Consider the following 18,912-nt stretch of genomic DNA (forward strand, 5'->3'; position numbering starts at 1 on the left):
AAAAAAGCAGCAGGAGCAATTGTGAACAAACGTGATTTCCCTAAAATCCATTTTTATGATCAGGATTTTGTAGATATTTATGATAAAACTTGGAACTGGCTTTCTGAATATTGGATTAACACAGAAACAGGCGAACAAGACAGCGAAGGGCTTTTTGTTTATCCTGTAAATGGAAAATATATATTAGATCAGCTTGAAACAATTTTTTCATCGTTTTTCCTCGTTTACTCAAATAGAAATTATCCGGCAAGTAAAAACATAGATTATTTTTACGCGCGCCAAGAAGAAAACGGAGCAATCAGATGGAAATATGACGCGGCTACAAACAGTCCCATTATTGACAAAAAAAATCCAGAGGGAATAGGACTTCCGCTTTTTGCCTGGGCTGAATTCAATTTGTATCACAAAAGCGCAAACAAACGCCGCATAAAAGAAGTAATGCCGGTACTGCAAAAATACATGGAATGGATTGACAGAACTTTCAAACAGCCAAACGGACTTTATTCAGTTCCTCACGAATGTTCAACAATGTTCAATTCTCCGCGGAAAGGCGCATTTTATCCGGTCGACTTCAACAGCTGCATGGCAATCAATATGGCGCACATGTCAGCTCTTGGCGATATTCTGAATGACAAGGACTTGAGCTTTCAGTATAAAAAAATGTATTTCAGCCTAAAAACCAGAATAAACAGCCTTATGTGGGATGTAGAAAGCGGTTTTTACTACGATTTGGACAAAAATGAACAGCGTCTTTCGCAAAAAACTATAGCCGGATTCTGGCCTTTGCTTGCGGAACTTCCTAATGCGGACAGAGCGGACACTCTTATTGCGCATTTGAACAATCCAAAGACATTCGGCACAGACCATCCATTTCCTACTTTAAGCGCAGATAGTCCTGATTTTAAAGAAAACGGAGAAGGATTCAAAGGCTCTGTTTTGGCTCCATTCAATTTTATGGTTATAAAGGGCCTTGAAAAATACCAGCGTTACGCATTTGCACGCGAATGTTCAATCCGGCATTTGTATTATATTCTCGAAGCATTAAGTCCAGCGGATTCAAAGCGGAAAGGCGACTTGTACGAAGCATATCTTCCATGCCAAGAAGGTCCTGCAACCTGCCGAAGCGAAAAAGATTTTCCACGCAAACGTTTTTTGCATTTTACCGGACTTTCAACAGTTGCTCTCATGATTGAAAACGTAATCGGACTGAACATAAGCCTTCCTAGAAAAACTGTAGACTGGATTATTCCAAATCTTGAAATCATGGGAATTGAAAAGCTTTCATTAAAACGAAACCTTATCACAATTCTCAGCAACAAAAGCAAACGCGGCTGGGAAATTCAGATGGAAAGCGAAAAACTTTACTATTTTACAATCAATATTTTGGATCAAAAGAAAAAAACGCTTCCTATTCCAAGCGGAAAATGTTCGATGCTTATCGACAAACTGTAACATATTCCGCTCTGAATGTTTTTAGAGCTAAAAATGCAAAATAGTTTTTAGAAAACGCTGAATTTAACATTAAATTAACACAAATCAAAGCGTTTCTGAAAATTAATGGAATAAGGTAATTTTTAAATGAACACACCTCAAGCTGTAATTGAGATTGGCTCAACAGGAATAAGGCTTCTTGTTGCAGAACCAGTTGAAGTCCAATCGCAAAAAAAATTTAACATTCTCGACCGAAGCGATCAGCCTGTAAATTTGGGACGCGATGTTTTTACCACACGCTCAATAAGCCGCGAAACTCTTTTAATATGCCTTCATATTCTTGAACGTTACGCAGAGCAACTGGCAGCCTGGGGAATCAGCCGGGAAGAAACAATTGTAATTGCCACAAGCGCAGTCCGCGAGGCAGAAAACAGAGATCCATTTGTTGACCGAATAAAAGTAAAAACAGGCTTTATTATCCACGTAATCGACGGAATTGAAGAAAACAGGCTCATGTACCTTGCCGTAAGCGAATGCATAAAAGAAGGAAGCGTTGCAATACGGCAAAACGACTCTATTTTCCTAGACATTTCCGGCGGCGCAACAGAAATGATGCTCATGGAAAAAGGCAGAATAATCGGAGCGCACAGCATGAGGCTTGGAACTGTAATCATTGAACAGATGATTCATTCCATGATGGGAAACCTTGACGATGCCCGAAGATTCATTTCAGAATTTATACGTAATACAAAAAACACGCTGAACGCAGAAATAAATTTGGACAAAATCCAGCAGTTTATTGTTCTGGGCAACGACATGAAAATTGTTTCACTTTTTGTCGGAAAGCCAATTTCACCTTTTTTGTGGGAAGTTGAGCGCGGAGCATTTGAAAATTTCGTGGATGAAGTTCAGCATTACACGCCTGAAGAATGCATTGCAAAATTCAAAATGAGCTACAATGAAGCTCAGACATTTCAAATTTCTTTGGTTGCCTACAAACTTTTCATTCAGCTTACAAATGTAACAAAATTTATTGTTCCAGATACTTCAATCCGCGAAGGAATTCTTTTAAGCCGGAATCAACTTTCCAATCCTGAAATTCAAAACGACTTTACTCAGCAAATTTTAGCAGGCGCAAGGGCGATTTTGAAAAAATATCAGGGCGACGAAAACCACGCTGAATATGTTCGCAAAACCAGCCTTGAAATTTATGATGCGCTCCAAAAGGAACTTGGCTTTGATTCCCATGTCCGTGTGCTTCTTGAAATAAGCGCGATTCTTCACGATGTTGGAATGTTTATCAGGGCAGAAGATCACAATATCCACGGAAAATACATTGTAAACAATAGTGAAATTTTCGGACTGAACCGCGACGACAAATCCATTGTTGCGCAGATAATAAGTTTTCACCGCGGAAGCAAAATGCCGCAGGAAGACGAGGAGTTCAGGCTTTTATCCAGAAGCAGAAGAATGACCGTTTTAAAGCTAAGCGCAATTCTCCGTGTAGCAGACGCTTTGGACAGAACGCATAAACAGCATTTGTACAACTTCAACATTTCTTTTGCAAAAGACAGCATAACATTCAGAACAAAAGGACATAACAATCTTTCCTTGGAAAAACTTGCCGTTTCAGAAAAAGGCGACTTGTTTGAAAATATTTTTGGCTACAAAATAGTATTGGTATAGCTTATGGCAAAAACAAAATTTTTTAACAGAGAATTAAGCTGGATTGAATTCAACGCAAGAGTTCTAAATGAGTCATTAAGAAAAGAAGTTCCGCTTTTGGAGCGCCTTCGATTTCTTGCAATAACAGAAAGCAACTTTGACGAATTTTTTCAAGTAAGAGTCGCAAGTATAAAACGCCGCCTTCAAAATTCCCAAGGAAAAAATTTTGCTGACTCAAGCGGACTGACTGATTCCGCTGTGCTCAAAAAAATTTCAGAAAAAACACGCGCGCTTATAAAACTGCAATATTCAACGCTTATGAACGATGTCTTGCCGTCTCTTGCAAATGAAGGCTTTGTTTACGTTCCTTCAAAAAACTACACGCAGGCGCAGGAAGCATTTGCAGAAAATCTTTTCAAGCATGAAATTTTTCCGCTTTTAACGCCATTAAGAACTGACACAGATGTTTTTCCTCACGTAGGCGCGCTTTGCCTGACCGCGGCATTTCTTCTTGAGCCAATGGAAGGCGTAAGAAAAATCAAAAATGCGCTTTCAACTTCGCAGGAATCAGATATTGTTGCGCTGGTTCAAATTCCATCTGCAATCAACAGAATTGTGTGGCTTCCGTCTTCAGGAGGAACAAAGCAGTTCGCGCTTATTGACGACATAATCCGGCTTTACGGAACAAAACTTTTTCCGGGCTACAAAGTTCAGGAAACAATGCTGTTTAAAATAGCACGAGATGCGGATTTTGCAGTAAATGAAGATTCCGGAGAACATTTTATTCAGGCAATGGAAGAAGTTCTTGAAAAACGTCAGTCTTCATTCGCAGTAAGAATGACTTACGATTTTGCAAGTGAAAAGCTTCTAAAATTTTTAAAGCAACAGCTTAAGCTTTCAAATGAAGATGTTTACGAAGCCTGCGGAATTCTTGATCCTTCATCTTTGGACGATCTTTTTAATATTGAAGGTGCGGAAAAATACATTTATCCTGAATGGGAGCATTTCTTTCCAAATTCGCTTCCAGAAGAAGGAACTTACTGGAACGTTTTCAGGCAGCAGGATATTCTTTTAAATGTTCCTTACGAAAGCTATGATCCGGTTGTAAATTTTATACATCAAGCGGCGCACGACGAGCAGGTTCTTGCAATAAAAATGACTTTGTACAGAACAGGAAGCAATAGCCCGATTGTAAAAGCGTTAAAAGAAGCGGCTCAAAACGGAAAGCAAGTTACAGTTTTTGTTGAACTTAAAGCCCGTTTTGATGAAAAACGGAACATTTCCTGGGCAGAAGAACTTGAAAAAGCAGGTGCGATTGTTGTCTACGGAATTGTAAATTTAAAAGTCCATGCAAAAATATGTCTTGTTGTAAGACGTGAAAGCGACGGAATCCGACGTTATGCGCACATAGGAACAGGAAACTACAACCCAAAAACTGCAAAGCTTTATCAAGACTTGTCAGTTTTTACAACAAACCACGAGCTTGTAAACGATGCAACTTTATTCTTTAATGTAATCTCTGGATACAGCGCGCTTCAGACAATGCATCATCTTTACATGGCGCCTGTAACTTTAAAAAGTCGTCTTCTTGAGCTTATCGAACGGGAAATTCAGCAAAGTACAAAAGAAACTCCAGGGCATATTGTTGCAAAAATGAACAGCCTTTGCCATCCGCAGATAATTGAAGCGCTTTATAAAGCAAGCAATGCAGGCGTAAAAATAGAGCTTAACATCCGCGGAATCTGCACATTAGTTCCCGGTGTAAAAGGCATGAGTGAAAACATAAAAGTTGTAAGCATTGTGGACAGATACCTTGAGCATTCAAGAATTTTTTATTTCCAAAACGGCGGCTCTGAAGAAATCTATTTAAGCAGTGCAGACTGGATGGAAAGAAACCTTGACAAGCGTATTGAACTCATGTTCCCTATTTCTGACAAAAAAGTATTCAAAACAGTCAAAGAAATTTTGTTTTTGTATTTCCAAGACAACACGCACAGCCACATTTTGCAAAAAACAGGACTTTGGAAACAACTTTCTCCAGAAAAAAATGAGCAGGCAGTCCGAGTTCAGGAAGTCCTTTATAAAAAATATAAGAAAAAAGCTGATATAAAAAAGAATACGCCACGTGCAGAATTTATTGTACGTCGCAAATAAAACTGTCATTCCTGCACTTGATACGGAAATTTCTTGCTGTATGCAAACAAAAAAAACTGTCCAGATTTTTGGACAGTTTTTTCATTTTAAATAAACTTTTCTTTTTTATCTTTCGCGGAAAATAATACGACCGCGGTTCAAATCATAAGGCGAAAGCTCTACTTTTACACTGTCGCCAGGAACAATACGAATATAGTGCTTGCGCATTTTTCCACTAAGATGTCCCAAAATAATATGGCCATTTTTTAATTCAACACGGAACATTGTGTTAGGCAATGCTTCTTTTACAATTCCTTCAACTTCTATAGCCTCGTCTTTACTAGCCACAATTCCTCCAAAAAAATGTTTGCCTTTTTGACAAAATATTCGTATACTATTATGAACAAAACATTTAAGACTGTCAACATCAAACACTGAAATCAAAGACAGTTTTACAGGGGAAGGCTCAAATGAAAAAAGAATTTGTAGATAAACAGAAAAAAAAGTTAATCGCAGAAAGAAATGAAATCCTTGATTCACTGGCAGGACGCAATGAGCAGCTTACAAAGCTTGTTGACACATTGGAATCCGGCGATGATGTAGACATTGCATCTGACACAATTGATAGAACACTTCTTAACTCGCTTGGAGAAGCTGACCAGCGCAGGCTTACAATGATTGACAGGGCATTGGATAGAATCCGCCAGGAAACTTACGGACAGTGCTTGTCATGCGGAAAACAAATTCCAGAAGCTCGCCTTGAAGCTCTTCCGTATGCAGTTCTTTGCGTAGAATGCCAGGCAAAAGAAGAGCGCAAAAACCGCTAGCAAATTTCTTGAGTTTTTAAAGATCCGTCTTCATAGTACGAAAGTTCTGTGTAGCCGGATTTTTTTACGTATTCAATAGCCTCATCAAACCACCAGTCAATTCCAGAAGCAGAATGCGCATCAGAAGTTATCGTAACAGGAACATTTTTTTCTTTTAAAAGCGACAAAAAATATGGCGACGGATAAGGAAGTTGCATTCCGCTTCTTAAAATTCCGCCGGTATTCACTTCAACGCAAACTTCAGCCTTTGCAACAACTTTTGCAACTTCTTTAAGCTCGTTTTTATACCACTGCGAATTTTCGTCAAAAAGATTTCTTCCACCTAAATTTTGCTTTCTAATCAAGTCCGCATGACCTAAAAAAGTAAATGAAGATTTTTCAAGCATTTCGCGTTCTAAAGAAAAATATTCCTGAACAGCTTTTTTTACGTTTCCACCAAAACATTCTTTTATTTTTTCGCAAACTGAATCTTGATTTCCGTCAGCTTCAAAAAATCCTTTTTTTCCGAGAACAAAATGAACAGAGCCAATCAGAAAGTCAGGATTAAATTTTTCATAGTTCTTGAAATCCGGACTGCAAACTCCCGCAATATAGTCAGCCTCAAATCCTGCATAAATTTTTATTCTGCCGGAATATTTTTTCTTCAGACGCAAAATTTCTTTTATATATTCTTCGTGGGAATTGGACGGAATGTGCCAGTCGCTTGAAAACGGATACATTGAATGGCTTGAAAATCCCAAGATGCCTATTTTCTTTTCGATTGCGGATTCAACCATTTCTTCAGGCGTATTTTTTCCGTCGCAAAAAGTTGAATGCGTGTGAAAATTTGATTTTATCATAAAATATTCCGTTTTTTTTAGGAATTGGAATGCAAGATTTCTATAACTTTGCCCAAAACTACAGACGGTTTTTGTGGCTTAACAAGGTAGCTTCTTGCGCCCAAAGAAAGCGCCTGCATTACAACTTCTTTTGCTGCAGCCTTTGAATATACAATAACAGGAATCTGCAAGCCTTTCCGCTGAAAATTCTTAAGAACATTGATTCCGTCCATATCCGGCAAATACAAATCCATAATAACAGCGTCGTATTCTTTTTCAGTTGAAAGCGAATCAAAAAAAGCAGCGGCTGTTTCAAAAAGGTCAGTTTCACCGCTTACAGAAGAAAATGTATTTTGCAAAAGCTTGCGCACAACAATGTCATCGTCAATAACTGCAATGCGCATCATGCTTCCAAAATTTCCTTCGAGATTGCTTTTAGAATCAATAAATCCCAAAACAGATTCTTCTGCAGTCTTGTCAGAAGTCAAAACTTTATCACAAACAAATTCCTTGATATTATAATTTGAATCTTGGTCAACCATAAATCCAACAATAGATTCAATGTCACTGGAAACTTGAATTCCAAAATATTCAGGATGCCCTTTTACAAGCTCTTTTGTAAAAACATCATTTGTCAGAATTTTTATATATTTGTTCGGGATTCTTCCTTCCGCGGAAATATTGTCAATCAAAAGCTCAAGGTTCATGCCGTCAACAAAGCTAAGCTGAATATTTGTCAGCATCAGGATAACCTTGGGAACATTTATTTTGTAATGGTCAATAAGTTCCGCAAGCCTGTATTTTAGAAGCATGAGTTTTTCACGGTTAAGCCCAAACGCAACTTCAATAAAAATCAGACTTCCGTTCAAATGGACATCAAGAATGCAAGACGTTTTGTCCATTGAAAATTCAATCTGAAGAATTTTTCCCACAGCCTCAAAAAAGACATCAAACTTAACCGGCCTGGAAAAATATTTTACTACATTGTATTCAACAAGATTTGCAATTTTTGAGCGTTCAATTACAGGACCCGTAATTATTATGGGAATTTTGCGCGCATTTGGATCAACACTCTTTTTTTCCAAAAGGTGCATTACATCTTCTGAAAGTCCGTCTTCCGCCTCAATGATTATCAAATTAGGAAGCAGAGTTATCATTTTTGTATAGGCTTCTCTACTAGAAACTGACTCAAGCGAAATTTGCTCAGTTGAAAATTTGTCATGCAAAAAACCGCCGAATAAAGAAGAGCAGTCTATAAGAAGTACCGATTTCATAATATACATAATACTTCATAAATTGTATAATTTCAATTATAAACACAGTCTGAACCACTTGCACAAATGCAGTTCAACTCACGGAGGAAAAATGAAAAAAGCAGTAATTCTTTTGGCAAACGGATTTGAAGAAATAGAAGCTCTTTCACCGGCAGACTATCTTCGCAGGGCAGGGGCTGAAGTTATAATCGCAGCAACCGGAACTTCTTCCAGAAATGTTGAAGGCGCGCATAAAATTCTTGTAACTGCCGACATGACGCTGGACACATATTTTTCAACTGAAAAAGAACTGCCTGACGCAGTCGTTATTCCAGGCGGAATGCCCGGGGCAAAAAATATAAGCGAATGCGCAAAAGCAATGGAATTTATAAACCAAATGTTCAAGGCAAAAAAACTTGTGGCTGCAATTTGCGCTTCTCCAGCAGTCGTTCTTGGCAAAACTGAAATTCTCAACGGAAAAAACTGGACTTGCTACCCGGAAATGGAAAAAAGCCTCTCAAAAGAAATTCAAAAAAATCACAAAATTCAGCCGGTTGTTACAGATGAAAATTTAGTAACAGGAAGAGGTCCTGGAACTGCGGAACAATTTTCAATGGAAATTGTAAGAATTTTATTTGGCGAAGAAACAAAAGAAAAAATTATGGAATCCTCTGTCCAAAGAAAATGCTAGTCTAGTTTTCTCTTTTATGTGTTTGAAAAGTGCCGCTGTTAAGATTTCCACTTGAATTCAACTTGAACGAAAATCCATTGTACGTTGTAAGAAATTCTGTGCGGGTTTTAACATCGAGCATTTTGTAAAGCTCAACCATGCGGGCTTTTATAGTGCTTTCAGAAACACCATGAAGCAAGGCGATTTTGCTGTATTTTTTTCCTTCTAAAACAGAAGACAAAAATTCAATGTCGCGAGAAGAACATTCTGAGCTATCAAGAATTTTTATTCGCTTTACTGATTCCGCCTTTTTAAAAATCGGATAAAGAACTGCAAAAGCAACAAAGCCCATATAAACAGCCCCGGCAATATGCGCAAGCGAAAGTAAAAAAACAAGCGAGCCTGATCTAAAAAATTGTGTTGTCAAAGAAACCACAGGAAGAATCATAAAAACACAAGTCTTAATGCTTCTGTAACTTTTGAAAAAATTAGAAAAGTTCAAAAACAAAAACGAAAGTCCAAGGCACAAAACACCAAGAATATTTCCGTTATCAAAAAAATTTCCTATTCCGTAGCAATAAAAAAGAACTGAATAGCAGCGAAAATCTAAAGGGTCAAAACAAAGACGCAAAAAAAGAAGAAATGCAGAAATATTTATAGCGATTCTAATAAACTTTCTTATATCGTCAAGATTTTGTGAATCGTCAGTAAAAAACTGAAACAAACTTACAATCAGACAAAACGCTGTAATTGTAGCTCCAATCCGACCTAAAATTTCCCATAATTTTTTTTCGTCAAAATCCATTTTTGTTTCTGCGGATTCATTTTAAGTCCCTTGATTCCGCCAAGACTTTTGCAATCTCTCCTATATAAATTGTATGAAAATCATTTTTTCTATAATACTGATTACAAAATTTCTCTTCCACAAATTTAAATGGATCTAACTCCTGCGAATAAAGTTTTTGGCAAAACAAGACAAGCCGAGCCTGCTTTATCCAGGGAGTTCCATTCATATATTCAACATCGAGTTTCGTCGCGCGGAATTTATCTTCGTTGCGTCCTGAATGGCAGCCACAGTAATCAAGGGCAGTTTTGTATTTTTCAGGAAGAAAACTCAATGAAAAAGTATCTGTTTCGTCTATAATTTCCTTTGTATATCTTGAAGGACGAATGTAAACCGTCGCCACATTTTTGTTCCAAAGAACACCCAAACCGCCCCAGTTCGCTGTCATTGTATTCGGACGCCCTGTAATAATATTTCCGTCATCTGAAATTTTTTTTGTGCAAGCTGTAATAAGCATCTGGTCTTTTCCAATCAGCTTGAACGGATTATCTAAAATCGCCTCTGGCTTTATAACTTTCAACATAAATTTTCCACTCCTTTTAAAAAAATTCGACTTTCAGTTTTAAAATACGTTTGGGCAAGACACGCTTATTCTCAAGGACTTGACTCACCCGTTTTTACGGTTTGGATAAACCCATAAATAAAAAAAGCCGGTCTGAACTTATCAAACCGACTTCCACTCAAATTTGGAGATGACCGGACTTGAACCGGTTACCTCTTGCATGCCATGCAAGCGCTCTAGCCAGGTGAGCTACACCCCCTTAAATATTTTTAAATTTTACCAAAAAATAATAACAAGGTCAATACATCAAAAAAAGTTATTCCCAAAGGTTTTGCCTAGAATCTTTGGGAAACTTCCTTGTTAACAGCGAATTTCTAAACTGATCTGATGTCCTTTATTTCAGCGTTATTGGATTCAAGCAAAGATTTTAATTCCACTTCGGAAATATTTGAAACTTTTACAGTAACAGTTCTGTGCTTGGAATCGCTGGCATCAGAAGTTACAAGTGAAACAATGTTTCCATTTTTTTCCGCAATAGCCGCAGCAAGTTTTGCAAGTTCGCCAGGGATTTCATTGACAACTGCAACTGCTCGCACGCCAGGAGTTCTTGTGTTGAACATATCGATAAATGTCGCAAACAAATCGGATTCAGTTACAACACCAACAAGAAGATTTTCCTTTACAACTGGAAGACAACTGATTCCGTAGTCATTCATAAGACGGGCGGCTTCTTCAACAGTTTGGTTTGCTGTTGTTGTCTTTACAGATTTTACCATTGTTTTTTCAACTGAAAGCTTGCTTAGCAAATATCCAAGTTCAAACATATCAAGGCTTGTTGCCGCGCTAGGAGAAGCTTTCGCCAAATCAGTATTTGTAATAATTCCAACGAGTGCGCCGCTTCTGTCAACAACAGGAAGCTTTTTTATTTTGTTTCTGCTCATAGTTTCTTTTGCTTCAAGAACAGAAGCTTCTGGTTCGATTGTTATAGGATTTTCAGTCATAACATCTTTTACTAGCATAATCAGCCTCCTAAATATGCAGATTTTACTGCACTGTCTTTTATCAAGTCTTGAGCGTTTCCACTTTTTGAAATCACGCCTGTTTCAAGTATATATGCACGGTTGGCAATTGACAACGCTTTGTATGCATTCTGCTCAACCAAAAGAATTGTTGTTCCTGCCGAGCTGATTTTTTCAATTATGTTGAAAATTTCATCAACAAGGATTGGGGCAAGTCCCATGCTTGGCTCATCAAGCAAAAGAAGCGACGGTTTTGACATAAGCGCGCGGGCCATTGCAAGCATCTGCTGTTCACCGCCGGAAAGTGTTCCTGAAATTTGTCCTATTCTCTCTTTTAAACGCGGAAAAAGCTCAAAGCACCATTCCATGTCAGTTTTGACTGCGTCTTTGTCCTTGCGTGAATAAGCACCCATTTCAAGGTTTTCTTTTACGCTCATATTTGCAAAAACCCTGCGGCCTTCCGGAACTTGAATAAGCCCAAGCTGAACAATTTTGTCCGCGCTCATATTCGTTATGTCTTTTCCTTCAAATTTTATTGTTCCGCTTGACTTTTTTACAAGGTTGCTGATTGAATGAAGCGTTGTGGTTTTTCCAGCTCCGTTTGAACCTATGAGTGTAATGACTTCGCCTTTTTCAACATTGAAAGAAATTCCTTTTAATGCCTTGATTGCTCCATAAGAAACAACAAGATTTTCAACTTCAAGCATGCTCATTTTTTCCTCCAACATCTTCATAGCCAGAACCAAGATATGCTTTTATAACTTCTTCATTTGACTGAATTTCAGCAGGAAGCCCAGAAGCAATTACACGTCCGTAGTTTAAAACCATGAGTCTCTCGCAAATTCCCATTACAAGCTTCATGTCGTGCTCAATCAAAAGAACTGTGAGATTAAATTTTTTGCGGATAAACGAAATCAGTTCCATAAGCTCTTCTGTTTCCTGACCGTTCATTCCAGCAGCCGGCTCATCAAGCAAAAGAAGCTTTGGATTGGAAGCAAGAGCACGGCAAATTTCAAGTTTGCGCTGTTCTCCATAAGGCAAGTTGTGCGCAAGCTCATTTTTCTTGGAATCAAGATGAAAAATAGAAAGTAAAAGATCCGTTTTTTCCTGCATGATTTTTTCGTCATTGCGGAATTTTTTGGTTCTGAGCAAAACATCAAGCGGCGTAACAGTTCTAGTTTGGTGAAGTGCAATTTTTATGTTTTCAGCGGCAGTCAAATGACCAAAAAGCCTGATATTCTGAAATGTGCGGGCTATGCCTATTCTATTTAACTGGGCAGGCGACTTTCCGCTTACAACCTGAATATTTCCGTCGCGTCCAACAAATGTAATTGTTCCAGAAGTCGGCTTATAAATTCCCGAAAGCATATTGAAAACTGTTGTTTTTCCAGCTCCGTTCGGACCAATAAGTCCAATCAATTCGCCCTGATAAAGCTCAAGGTCAAAATCACTTACGGCGCGCAAACCGCCAAAAACAATCGAAATATCTTTTGCACGAAGAAGAAGCTCTTTTTTTTCTGTAGAAACTGCGCTCATTTTCTTCCTCCTTGCTTTTTAAACAATCTGGCAAAAAATCCAGGAATTCCATCGTATATTTTTATAAAGCTCAATTCTTTTGTTCCAAGAAGCCCCTGCGGACGGAAAAGCATTACAAAAATCAGAACAACTGGATAAATAAGCAAACGATAATCGCGCAAGAATCTAAGAGCTTCCTGAAGAATTGTAAGAACAAAAGCCGCAAGAATTCCACCGGTTATGCTTCCCATTCCGCCCAAAACAACGAAAATCAAATCATTAATTGAGTTATTAAAAGAAGCCAAATCAGGTTTTATGAATCCAATAAACGGAGCATAAAGAGCACCTCCAATTCCAGCAATAAATGAAGCGATTACGAAACCTGTCATTTTATAGCGGAAAACTCCGATTCCATTGCTGTTTGCCGCAACTTCATCTTCACGCACTGCAAGAATCGCCCTTCCGTAAGTTGAACGCAAAAAATTCTGAAGAAGAACAACAATCACAACAAGCGAGCCAATCACCGCAAGATAAGAAATTGATGCGCTGTGGTCAAGTGAAGTTGTAAAAATCGTGCTGAATTGTTTTCCATTCGGGCCGCCTGTTATAGACTTTAAATTTATAAGGCAAACTCTGATAATTTCACCAAAGGCAAGCGTTACAATCGCAAGATAATCGCCTTCAAGTTTAAGTGTTGGAAATCCAATCAAGAACCCCAAGAATGCCGCAATAAGACCGCCAAGCAAAATGCTCACAGGCAAAGGAATTCCGGCTTCTGTAAGAATAATAACTGAATATGCTCCAAGCGCCTGAAATCCGGCCTGTCCCAAAGAAAGCTGTCCTGTAATTCCACAGATAACATTTACACTGATTGCCATGATTGCATTTACACCGCCAAGAGTTATAATCTGAGCAGTGTAAGCATCTATCAGAGGCATTCCAAGCGGCAAATCCATAAGAACCGCAGGAACTGCAATGCAGACAAAGGCGATAACAAAAAGAATTATTGTATTTCTAGTAAACTTGTCTTTCATTCCGCCGCTCCTAAACTTTTACAACTTCTTTTTTACCAAGCAAACCTGCTGGCTTAACAAGAAGAATTACAATTAAAATGCAGTAAGAAATGGCATCGGCATACTGTGAAGAAATATAAGCCTTGGTCATAGTTTCCGCAATTCCAAGAATAACACCGCCAACCATTGCGCCAGGAATAGAACCAATTCCGCCTAAAACAGCCGCAACAAATGCTTTGAGTCCAGGAATATATCCCATGAACGGATCAACTTGCGGATAAGCAGTTGCATACAAAACTCCGCCCGCTCCAGCAAGAACTGAACCTATTACAAATGTAATTGCAATCGTTTTATTTACGTTTACACCCATAAGACTTGCGGCTCCAAGGTCATAGCTTACAGCGCGCATGGCACGTCCTGTTTTTGTGTAATTGATTATGTAATTCAAAATTACCATAAGAACTGCTGAAGAAATAATTACAATCAGCTGAATATTGCTTATCTGCACTGAACCAAATGTAAAAAATTTTGTTTCCATTGTAGGGAATTGACGTGGGTTCGGTCCTACAAAAGGAAGAACACGCATAGCATTCTGAAGAATAAGTTCAACCGCGATCGCCGTAATAAGAGAATTTAAACGTGGCGCATTTCTCAAAGGTCTGTAGGCACAACGCTCAATAGCAAGACTTAAAACCGCGCAGACAATCATTGCGCCCAAAAATGCAAGAACAAGCCCAAGCGGAGTCGGACCTGTCGCAGTCAAAACAAAGTATCCTGTATAAGCTCCAATCATCATAACATCGCCATGAGCAAAGTTAATGAGCTTTACTATTCCATATACCATTGTATACCCAAGAGCAATCAAGGCATATATGCTGCCCAAAGAAAGCCCGTTGACAAGTTGCTTAAAAAAAGTATCCAACGTATCCTCCAAGAAAAAAATCCTACTGATTTTACTATAAATTCATAAAAATAAAAAGGGGCGTTCCTCAATTAAGAAGAACACCCCATTGTGTCAGAATGTTAAAAACTGATTTTATTCACTATTTGCTAATATCAACTGTAGCCGCATAAGCTGTAGAAAGTTTTCCGTTTTCCTTTACAAGCTTAATCATTACAGCCGATTTTACAGGATTTCGTTTTTCATCAAATACAATGTGTCCTGTTACGTAGTTTCCGTTAGTCTTTTCAAATGCGTCACGGATTTTTGCAGTATCTGTAGTTGTTCCAGATTTTTCCATTGCGTCCTTGAGCATATAAACACTGTCATATCCAAGAGCAGCAAAAGAGTTAGGAGATTTTCCGTATTTTGCCTTGAAAGAATTTACGAATTTCTGAACAGCAGGACTGTCTGAATCTTCCGCATAGTGATTTGAATAATATCCGTTAAGAACTTCATCACCAGCATTTCCAGTAAGTCCATCCCATCCGTCTGCGCCTACGATTGGAGTGTTTATTCCCTGGGCACGAAGCTGTTTTGCAATAAGAGCAACAGTTCCATAATAATCAGGAAGATAAACTACATCAGGTTTTGCTGATTTTATTTTTGTAAGCTGAGCATTAAAATCCTTGTCGCCAGTATTATAAGATTCCTTTGCAACAACCTTTCCGCCCAAAGAAGTATACTCAGCAACAAAGTTTTCCATAAGACCTACAGAATAGTCGTTTCCAATATCATAAAGAACAGCCGCATTTTTTGTATTAAGATTTGAAAATGCAAATTTTCCGCCGACTTTTCCCTGGAACGGATCGATAAAACAAGTGCGGAAAATGTAGTTTCCCGCGTCAGTTATTGCAGGAGCTGTTGCGGCAGGAGCAATCTGAAGCACTTTCTGAGCCTGAGCCTGCTTTGTAATAGCAATTGTACATCCAGAAGTAAGAGAACCGATTATAATGCGAGCTCTGTCTCTTGTAACAAGCTTTTTATATGCGTTTACTGATTTTGCAGCGTCGCCTTCATCATCTTCGCAGATAAACTGAACTTGCTGGCCGTTAATTCCTCCAGCCGCATTGATTTCAGAAACGGCAAGGTCAATTCCGTTTTTACATTCAACTCCATAAACTGCCACTGCACCAGAAAGAGGTGCAACTCCGCCGATTTTAACAGTTTTTCCCTTTGGTGCGGCAAATGCAACAGCAGAAAAAGCCATTGCGCCTAAAACTAATGCTTTTGAAAATTTACTCATAAATCCTCCTGCGGAATTTTTGCAAATAAAAATGCAACTTCCCACATCTATAATTTATGAGGCAATTTTATACAATTGTTGAAATTTAGTAAACAAGAATTTTAAATATATTTAAAAAAATACAGCCGCCCTTAAAAAAAGGACGGCTTTGAAGCTGAATACAAATAGAATTATGCTTCAGCAGGTGCTTCTGTTTCAGCGGCAGGAGCAGCTTCAGCAGCGGCTTTTTTAGCAAGTTTTGCTTCTACCTGAGCTTTGTTTTTAAGAGCAGCCTTACAGAACTTGCAAATCTTAACTTTTTTTCCGTCTATTTCCTGATCGTACAAAGTCTTAATCTGCTGTTTTCCACAAACAGGGCAAACTCCGCGACCATGATTAGGATCTTTACGGATTCCAGTTCCACGATGAGCTTTAGACATTGCTTACTCCTTATGCGTCAGCTTTTTCAGCTTTTTTTGCAGACTTTTTAGCGGCTTTTTCTTCTTCAGCTGAAGAATCAGGCAGCTTGTAGTCAACCAATTCAAAAATTACAGTGTCTGCCGCATCACCCTGGCGGAATCCAAGTTTAAGGATGCGTGTGTAACCGCCGTTGCGTTCCTTCATGCGAGGTCCGATTTCTGTAAAAAGCTTGTTCAGAATCTTCTCATCAGCAATAAATTTAGCAACAGTTCTTCTGTTGTGAACAGAATCAACTTTTGCACGTGTAATTAATTTTTCTGCGGCTTTGCGTACTTCTTTAGCCTTAGCTTCTGTTGTAGTAATGCGCTCATATCTAAAAAGCGAAGTTACCATGTTGCGAGTCATTGCGCGGCGATGGGCTGTTGTACGTGAAAGCGGATTAAATCCATTTCTGTGGTTCATTCGTTTTCGTCCTTATGTTTACCTAAGTCAACATCTTTAAGGTGGCTATAATCAGTCATTCCAAGAGTCAAGCCATGCTCTTCAAGTTTTGCTTTGATTTCTTCAAGGCTCTTTTTTCCGAAGTTACGAGTTTTTGTAATGTCGTCTTCAGTTTTCTTGGTCAACTCACCAATTGTTCTAATGTTTGCATTCTTAAGACAGTTTGAACTGCGAACAGAAAGCTCAAGCTCTTCTACCGAAGTATTAAGAAGCTGGCGAATCTTTTCGTCCCCTTCATCAAGCTCATCGCTGCCAGAATACTCACTTTCATTAAAGTTGACAAAAATAGCAAAATAATCTTTAGCAATTTTTGCAGCTTCAGCAAGCGCATCTTCTGGAGTAATTGAACCATCAGTCCAAATCTCAAGAATCAGTTTATCATAGTCGTTTCGCTGTCCTACACGGCAAGGTTCAATTGAATACTTAACCTTTGGCACAGGCGTAAAGATACAGTCCATTGCAATTGTACCAACAATTTCAATGTAATGTTCGTTTACTTCAGCAGGAACATAACCTCTTCCAAGGTCAACCTGGAACTCAATCTCAAGATGCGCGCCTTCCATCATGGTAAAGATTTCAAGATCTTTAGACATAATTTCAAGCTGACCTTCTTTCGCCAAGTCATCACTTTTTACAGTGCCAGGTCCTTTGAATTCATAGAAGAAAGTTTCCTGCTCAACGTCCCGCGGCAGGCGCAAACGAATCTGTTTCAAACTGTTCAAAACTTCCAAAGTATCTTCTGAAATATTTGGAATTGTCTCGAACTCGCTGGAAATTACATGAGGAACACCGTCTGCATCATAAGAAGTAATACGAACTGAAGAAATTGCATATCCCTGAATAGAAGAAAGAAGTACACGGCGGAGTGTGTTTCCGACTGTTGTACCAAATCCTGGCTCAAATGGATACGCAGTGAACTTTCCGTAATTCGGATTGTTCTCCAGATGTTCAAATATAATTCCCTTCGGTTTCTTAAAACCCTTAAGCAGATTTTTGCGAGCCAATCTGAACTCCTTATTTATCCCGAAAAACTGAAAAAACAGAATTCCGGGCTTGCATTATCATTAACCGGAACTTAAAGAACCGGTTATCGTCATTACATGCGGCGTGTCTTGCGCGGACGGCATCCGTTATGAGGAATCGGAGTAATATCAGAAATTGATTTTACCTTGAGTCCCAATGTACCAAGAACACGTATTGCGTTTTCGCGGCCCATTCCAGGTCCTTTTACAAATACATGAACTTCACGCAAACCATAGCTTGCCGCACGCTGAACAGCAGTTTCTGCTACAGACTGTGCTGCAAATGGAGTAGATTTTTTTGCTCCTCTGAATCCCAAACCGCCAGAAGAAGCCCAAGCGATTGCGTTTCCTCTTAAGTCTGTGATTGTAACAATAGTGTTGTTGAAAGTAGCCTGAATATAGATATTACCTTCAAAAACGCTTTTTTTCTCTTTTCTCTTTTTTACAGTTGTTGCCATCTGTTACCTCGCTTAAGCCTTCTTCTTGTTAGCAACGGTCTTTTTCTTACCTTTGCGTGTACGAGAATTGGTGCGTGTGCGCTGACCGCGGCAAGGAAGACCCTTACGGTGGCGAAGTCCACGATAGCTTCCAATATCCATAAGACGTTTAATGTTAAGACCGATTTCAGAGCGAAGACGTCCTTCAGTCTTAAAATTCTCATCAATATATTTACGGAGCTTTGTAAGATCATCTTCTGAAAGATCATTCAAATGTGCATGTGGATCTACATTTGTCGCTTCGCAAATCTTATTAGCTGATGAACGGCCAATACCATATACGTATGTCAATGCGATATTGACATGTTTGTTTGGGAGATCAACACCCGCAATACGTGCCATCAGTTACTCCTCAGCCCTGTCTCTGTTTATGCTTTGGGTTTTCGCAGATAATGCGGATAATTCCGTTTCTCTTGATTACCTTGCATTTGTCGCAGATGGGCTTTACGCTGGTTCGTACTTTCATAAAAGTCCCCTTGGAAAACATGTATACATCGAATCATGGCAATCCGAAGTGAAATTTCTACACCATGGATTACAATCCGATGCACCGCTGTAAAAAACAGCAGTGCAATAATATAACATAATTTTCCTAACTTAATCTAGTCCTAATCACG

The 18,912-nt window shown here is 38.8% G+C and carries 22 protein-coding genes and 1 tRNA gene; 5 read left to right on the forward strand and 18 right to left on the reverse strand.

Features of this window, described 5'->3' with window-relative positions; genetic code table 11:
* Window positions 1-21: 21 nt before the first annotated feature.
* The 3 genes from B4C08_RS01580 to ppk1 all read left to right on the forward strand — a co-directional run bounded on the left by B4C08_RS01580 (window position 22) and on the right by ppk1 (window position 5,250).
* Window positions 22-1,452 (forward strand): MGH1-like glycoside hydrolase domain-containing protein, encoded by a 1,431-nt coding sequence (locus B4C08_RS01580; protein WP_296662288.1) that lies wholly within the window; start codon window positions 22-24, stop codon window positions 1,450-1,452.
* Between the two features lie 126 nt (window positions 1,453-1,578).
* Window positions 1,579-3,117, forward strand: a complete 1,539-nt coding sequence (locus tag B4C08_RS01585; protein WP_296662289.1) for an HD domain-containing protein — start codon at window positions 1,579-1,581, stop codon at window positions 3,115-3,117.
* 3 nt (window positions 3,118-3,120) lie between these two features.
* The gene (gene ppk1, locus B4C08_RS01590; protein WP_296091797.1) at window positions 3,121-5,250 is read left to right on the forward strand and encodes a polyphosphate kinase 1; all 2,130 of its coding nucleotides are present in this window, start codon (window positions 3,121-3,123) and stop codon (window positions 5,248-5,250) included.
* A 105-nt stretch (window positions 5,251-5,355) separates the two neighbouring features.
* Here ppk1 and infA read toward each other — a convergent pair whose 3' ends face one another.
* Window positions 5,356-5,577: a translation initiation factor IF-1 gene (gene infA / locus B4C08_RS01595; protein WP_013702528.1), complete on the reverse strand. Its 222-nt coding sequence runs from the start codon at window positions 5,575-5,577 to the stop codon at window positions 5,356-5,358.
* 122 nt (window positions 5,578-5,699) lie between these two features.
* Between infA and B4C08_RS01600 the strand changes: the two genes are divergently transcribed.
* A complete protein-coding gene (locus B4C08_RS01600; protein WP_013702529.1) occupies window positions 5,700-6,056 on the forward strand; it encodes a TraR/DksA family transcriptional regulator in 357 nt (118 codons plus the stop codon).
* On the opposite strand, the gene B4C08_RS01605 is transcribed toward B4C08_RS01600, so the two are convergent.
* Window positions 6,053-6,895 (reverse strand): histidinol-phosphatase, encoded by an 843-nt coding sequence (locus B4C08_RS01605; protein ID WP_296662290.1) that lies wholly within the window; start codon window positions 6,893-6,895, stop codon window positions 6,053-6,055. The two genes, B4C08_RS01600 and B4C08_RS01605, sit on opposite strands and share 4 nt — an antisense overlap.
* 17 nt (window positions 6,896-6,912) lie before the next feature.
* A complete protein-coding gene (locus tag B4C08_RS01610) occupies window positions 6,913-8,148 on the reverse strand; it encodes a response regulator (protein WP_296662291.1) in 1,236 nt (411 codons plus the stop codon).
* A 91-nt stretch (window positions 8,149-8,239) separates the two neighbouring features.
* Between B4C08_RS01610 and B4C08_RS01615 the strand changes: the two genes are divergently transcribed.
* Complete coding sequence (locus tag B4C08_RS01615; protein ID WP_296662292.1) at window positions 8,240-8,818, forward strand: DJ-1 family glyoxalase III; 579 nt, start codon at window positions 8,240-8,242, stop codon at window positions 8,816-8,818.
* A gap of 1 nt (window position 8,819) precedes the next feature.
* Here B4C08_RS01615 and B4C08_RS01620 read toward each other — a convergent pair whose 3' ends face one another.
* The 15 genes from B4C08_RS01620 to rpmJ all read right to left on the reverse strand — a co-directional run bounded on the left by B4C08_RS01620 (window position 8,820) and on the right by rpmJ (window position 18,761).
* Window positions 8,820-9,602 (reverse strand): hypothetical protein, encoded by a 783-nt coding sequence (locus B4C08_RS01620; protein WP_296030759.1) that lies wholly within the window; start codon window positions 9,600-9,602, stop codon window positions 8,820-8,822.
* 16 nt (window positions 9,603-9,618) lie between these two features.
* On the reverse strand, window positions 9,619-10,164 hold the full coding sequence (locus B4C08_RS01625; protein WP_296662293.1) for a flavin reductase family protein: 546 nt from the start codon (window positions 10,162-10,164) through the stop codon (window positions 9,619-9,621).
* 164 nt (window positions 10,165-10,328) lie between these two features.
* A tRNA-Ala gene (locus tag B4C08_RS01630) sits at window positions 10,329-10,402 on the reverse strand.
* A gap of 115 nt (window positions 10,403-10,517) precedes the next feature.
* Window positions 10,518-11,162 carry a CBS and ACT domain-containing protein gene (locus B4C08_RS01635; RefSeq protein ID WP_296662294.1) on the reverse strand — a complete coding sequence of 215 codons (645 nt, stop codon included), beginning with the start codon at window positions 11,160-11,162 and terminating at the stop codon, window positions 10,518-10,520.
* 2 nt (window positions 11,163-11,164) lie between these two features.
* Window positions 11,165-11,875: an ABC transporter ATP-binding protein gene (locus B4C08_RS01640; protein WP_349675597.1), complete on the reverse strand. Its 711-nt coding sequence runs from the start codon at window positions 11,873-11,875 to the stop codon at window positions 11,165-11,167.
* Complete coding sequence (locus tag B4C08_RS01645) at window positions 11,862-12,698, reverse strand: ABC transporter ATP-binding protein (RefSeq protein ID WP_296662295.1); 837 nt, start codon at window positions 12,696-12,698, stop codon at window positions 11,862-11,864. Before B4C08_RS01645 ends, B4C08_RS01640 begins: the two co-directional genes overlap by 14 nt.
* Entirely contained in the window at window positions 12,695-13,711 is a 1,017-nt protein-coding gene (locus B4C08_RS01650) for a branched-chain amino acid ABC transporter permease (protein WP_296091788.1), read from the reverse strand. The genes B4C08_RS01645 and B4C08_RS01650 overlap by 4 nt, the downstream gene beginning before the upstream one ends.
* 10 nt (window positions 13,712-13,721) lie before the next feature.
* Window positions 13,722-14,612 carry a branched-chain amino acid ABC transporter permease gene (locus B4C08_RS01655; RefSeq protein ID WP_296091785.1) on the reverse strand — a complete coding sequence of 297 codons (891 nt, stop codon included), beginning with the start codon at window positions 14,610-14,612 and terminating at the stop codon, window positions 13,722-13,724.
* 121 nt (window positions 14,613-14,733) lie between these two features.
* Complete coding sequence (locus tag B4C08_RS01660) at window positions 14,734-15,876, reverse strand: ABC transporter substrate-binding protein (RefSeq protein ID WP_296662296.1); 1,143 nt, start codon at window positions 15,874-15,876, stop codon at window positions 14,734-14,736.
* A gap of 170 nt (window positions 15,877-16,046) precedes the next feature.
* The gene (locus B4C08_RS01665) at window positions 16,047-16,295 is read right to left on the reverse strand and encodes a hypothetical protein (RefSeq protein WP_295795683.1); all 249 of its coding nucleotides are present in this window, start codon (window positions 16,293-16,295) and stop codon (window positions 16,047-16,049) included.
* A 10-nt stretch (window positions 16,296-16,305) separates the two neighbouring features.
* Window positions 16,306-16,737 carry a 50S ribosomal protein L17 gene (gene rplQ, locus B4C08_RS01670; protein WP_273353425.1) on the reverse strand — a complete coding sequence of 144 codons (432 nt, stop codon included), beginning with the start codon at window positions 16,735-16,737 and terminating at the stop codon, window positions 16,306-16,308.
* The gene (locus tag B4C08_RS01675) at window positions 16,734-17,780 is read right to left on the reverse strand and encodes a DNA-directed RNA polymerase subunit alpha (RefSeq protein WP_013702544.1); all 1,047 of its coding nucleotides are present in this window, start codon (window positions 17,778-17,780) and stop codon (window positions 16,734-16,736) included. Before B4C08_RS01675 ends, rplQ begins: the two co-directional genes overlap by 4 nt.
* Window positions 17,781-17,872: 92 nt before the next feature.
* On the reverse strand, window positions 17,873-18,256 hold the full coding sequence (rpsK, locus tag B4C08_RS01680; protein WP_013702545.1) for a 30S ribosomal protein S11: 384 nt from the start codon (window positions 18,254-18,256) through the stop codon (window positions 17,873-17,875).
* A gap of 12 nt (window positions 18,257-18,268) precedes the next feature.
* Window positions 18,269-18,637, reverse strand: coding sequence for a 30S ribosomal protein S13 (gene rpsM / locus B4C08_RS01685; RefSeq protein ID WP_013702546.1), 369 nt, complete (start codon window positions 18,635-18,637; stop codon window positions 18,269-18,271).
* Between the two features lie 10 nt (window positions 18,638-18,647).
* Window positions 18,648-18,761, reverse strand: coding sequence for a 50S ribosomal protein L36 (gene rpmJ, locus B4C08_RS01690; protein ID WP_013702547.1), 114 nt, complete (start codon window positions 18,759-18,761; stop codon window positions 18,648-18,650).
* Between the last annotated feature and the right edge of the window lie 151 nt (window positions 18,762-18,912).

This window comes from Treponema sp. UBA753, assembly GCF_002297325.1.
Classification (GTDB): domain Bacteria; phylum Spirochaetota; class Spirochaetia; order Treponematales; family Treponemataceae; genus Treponema_D.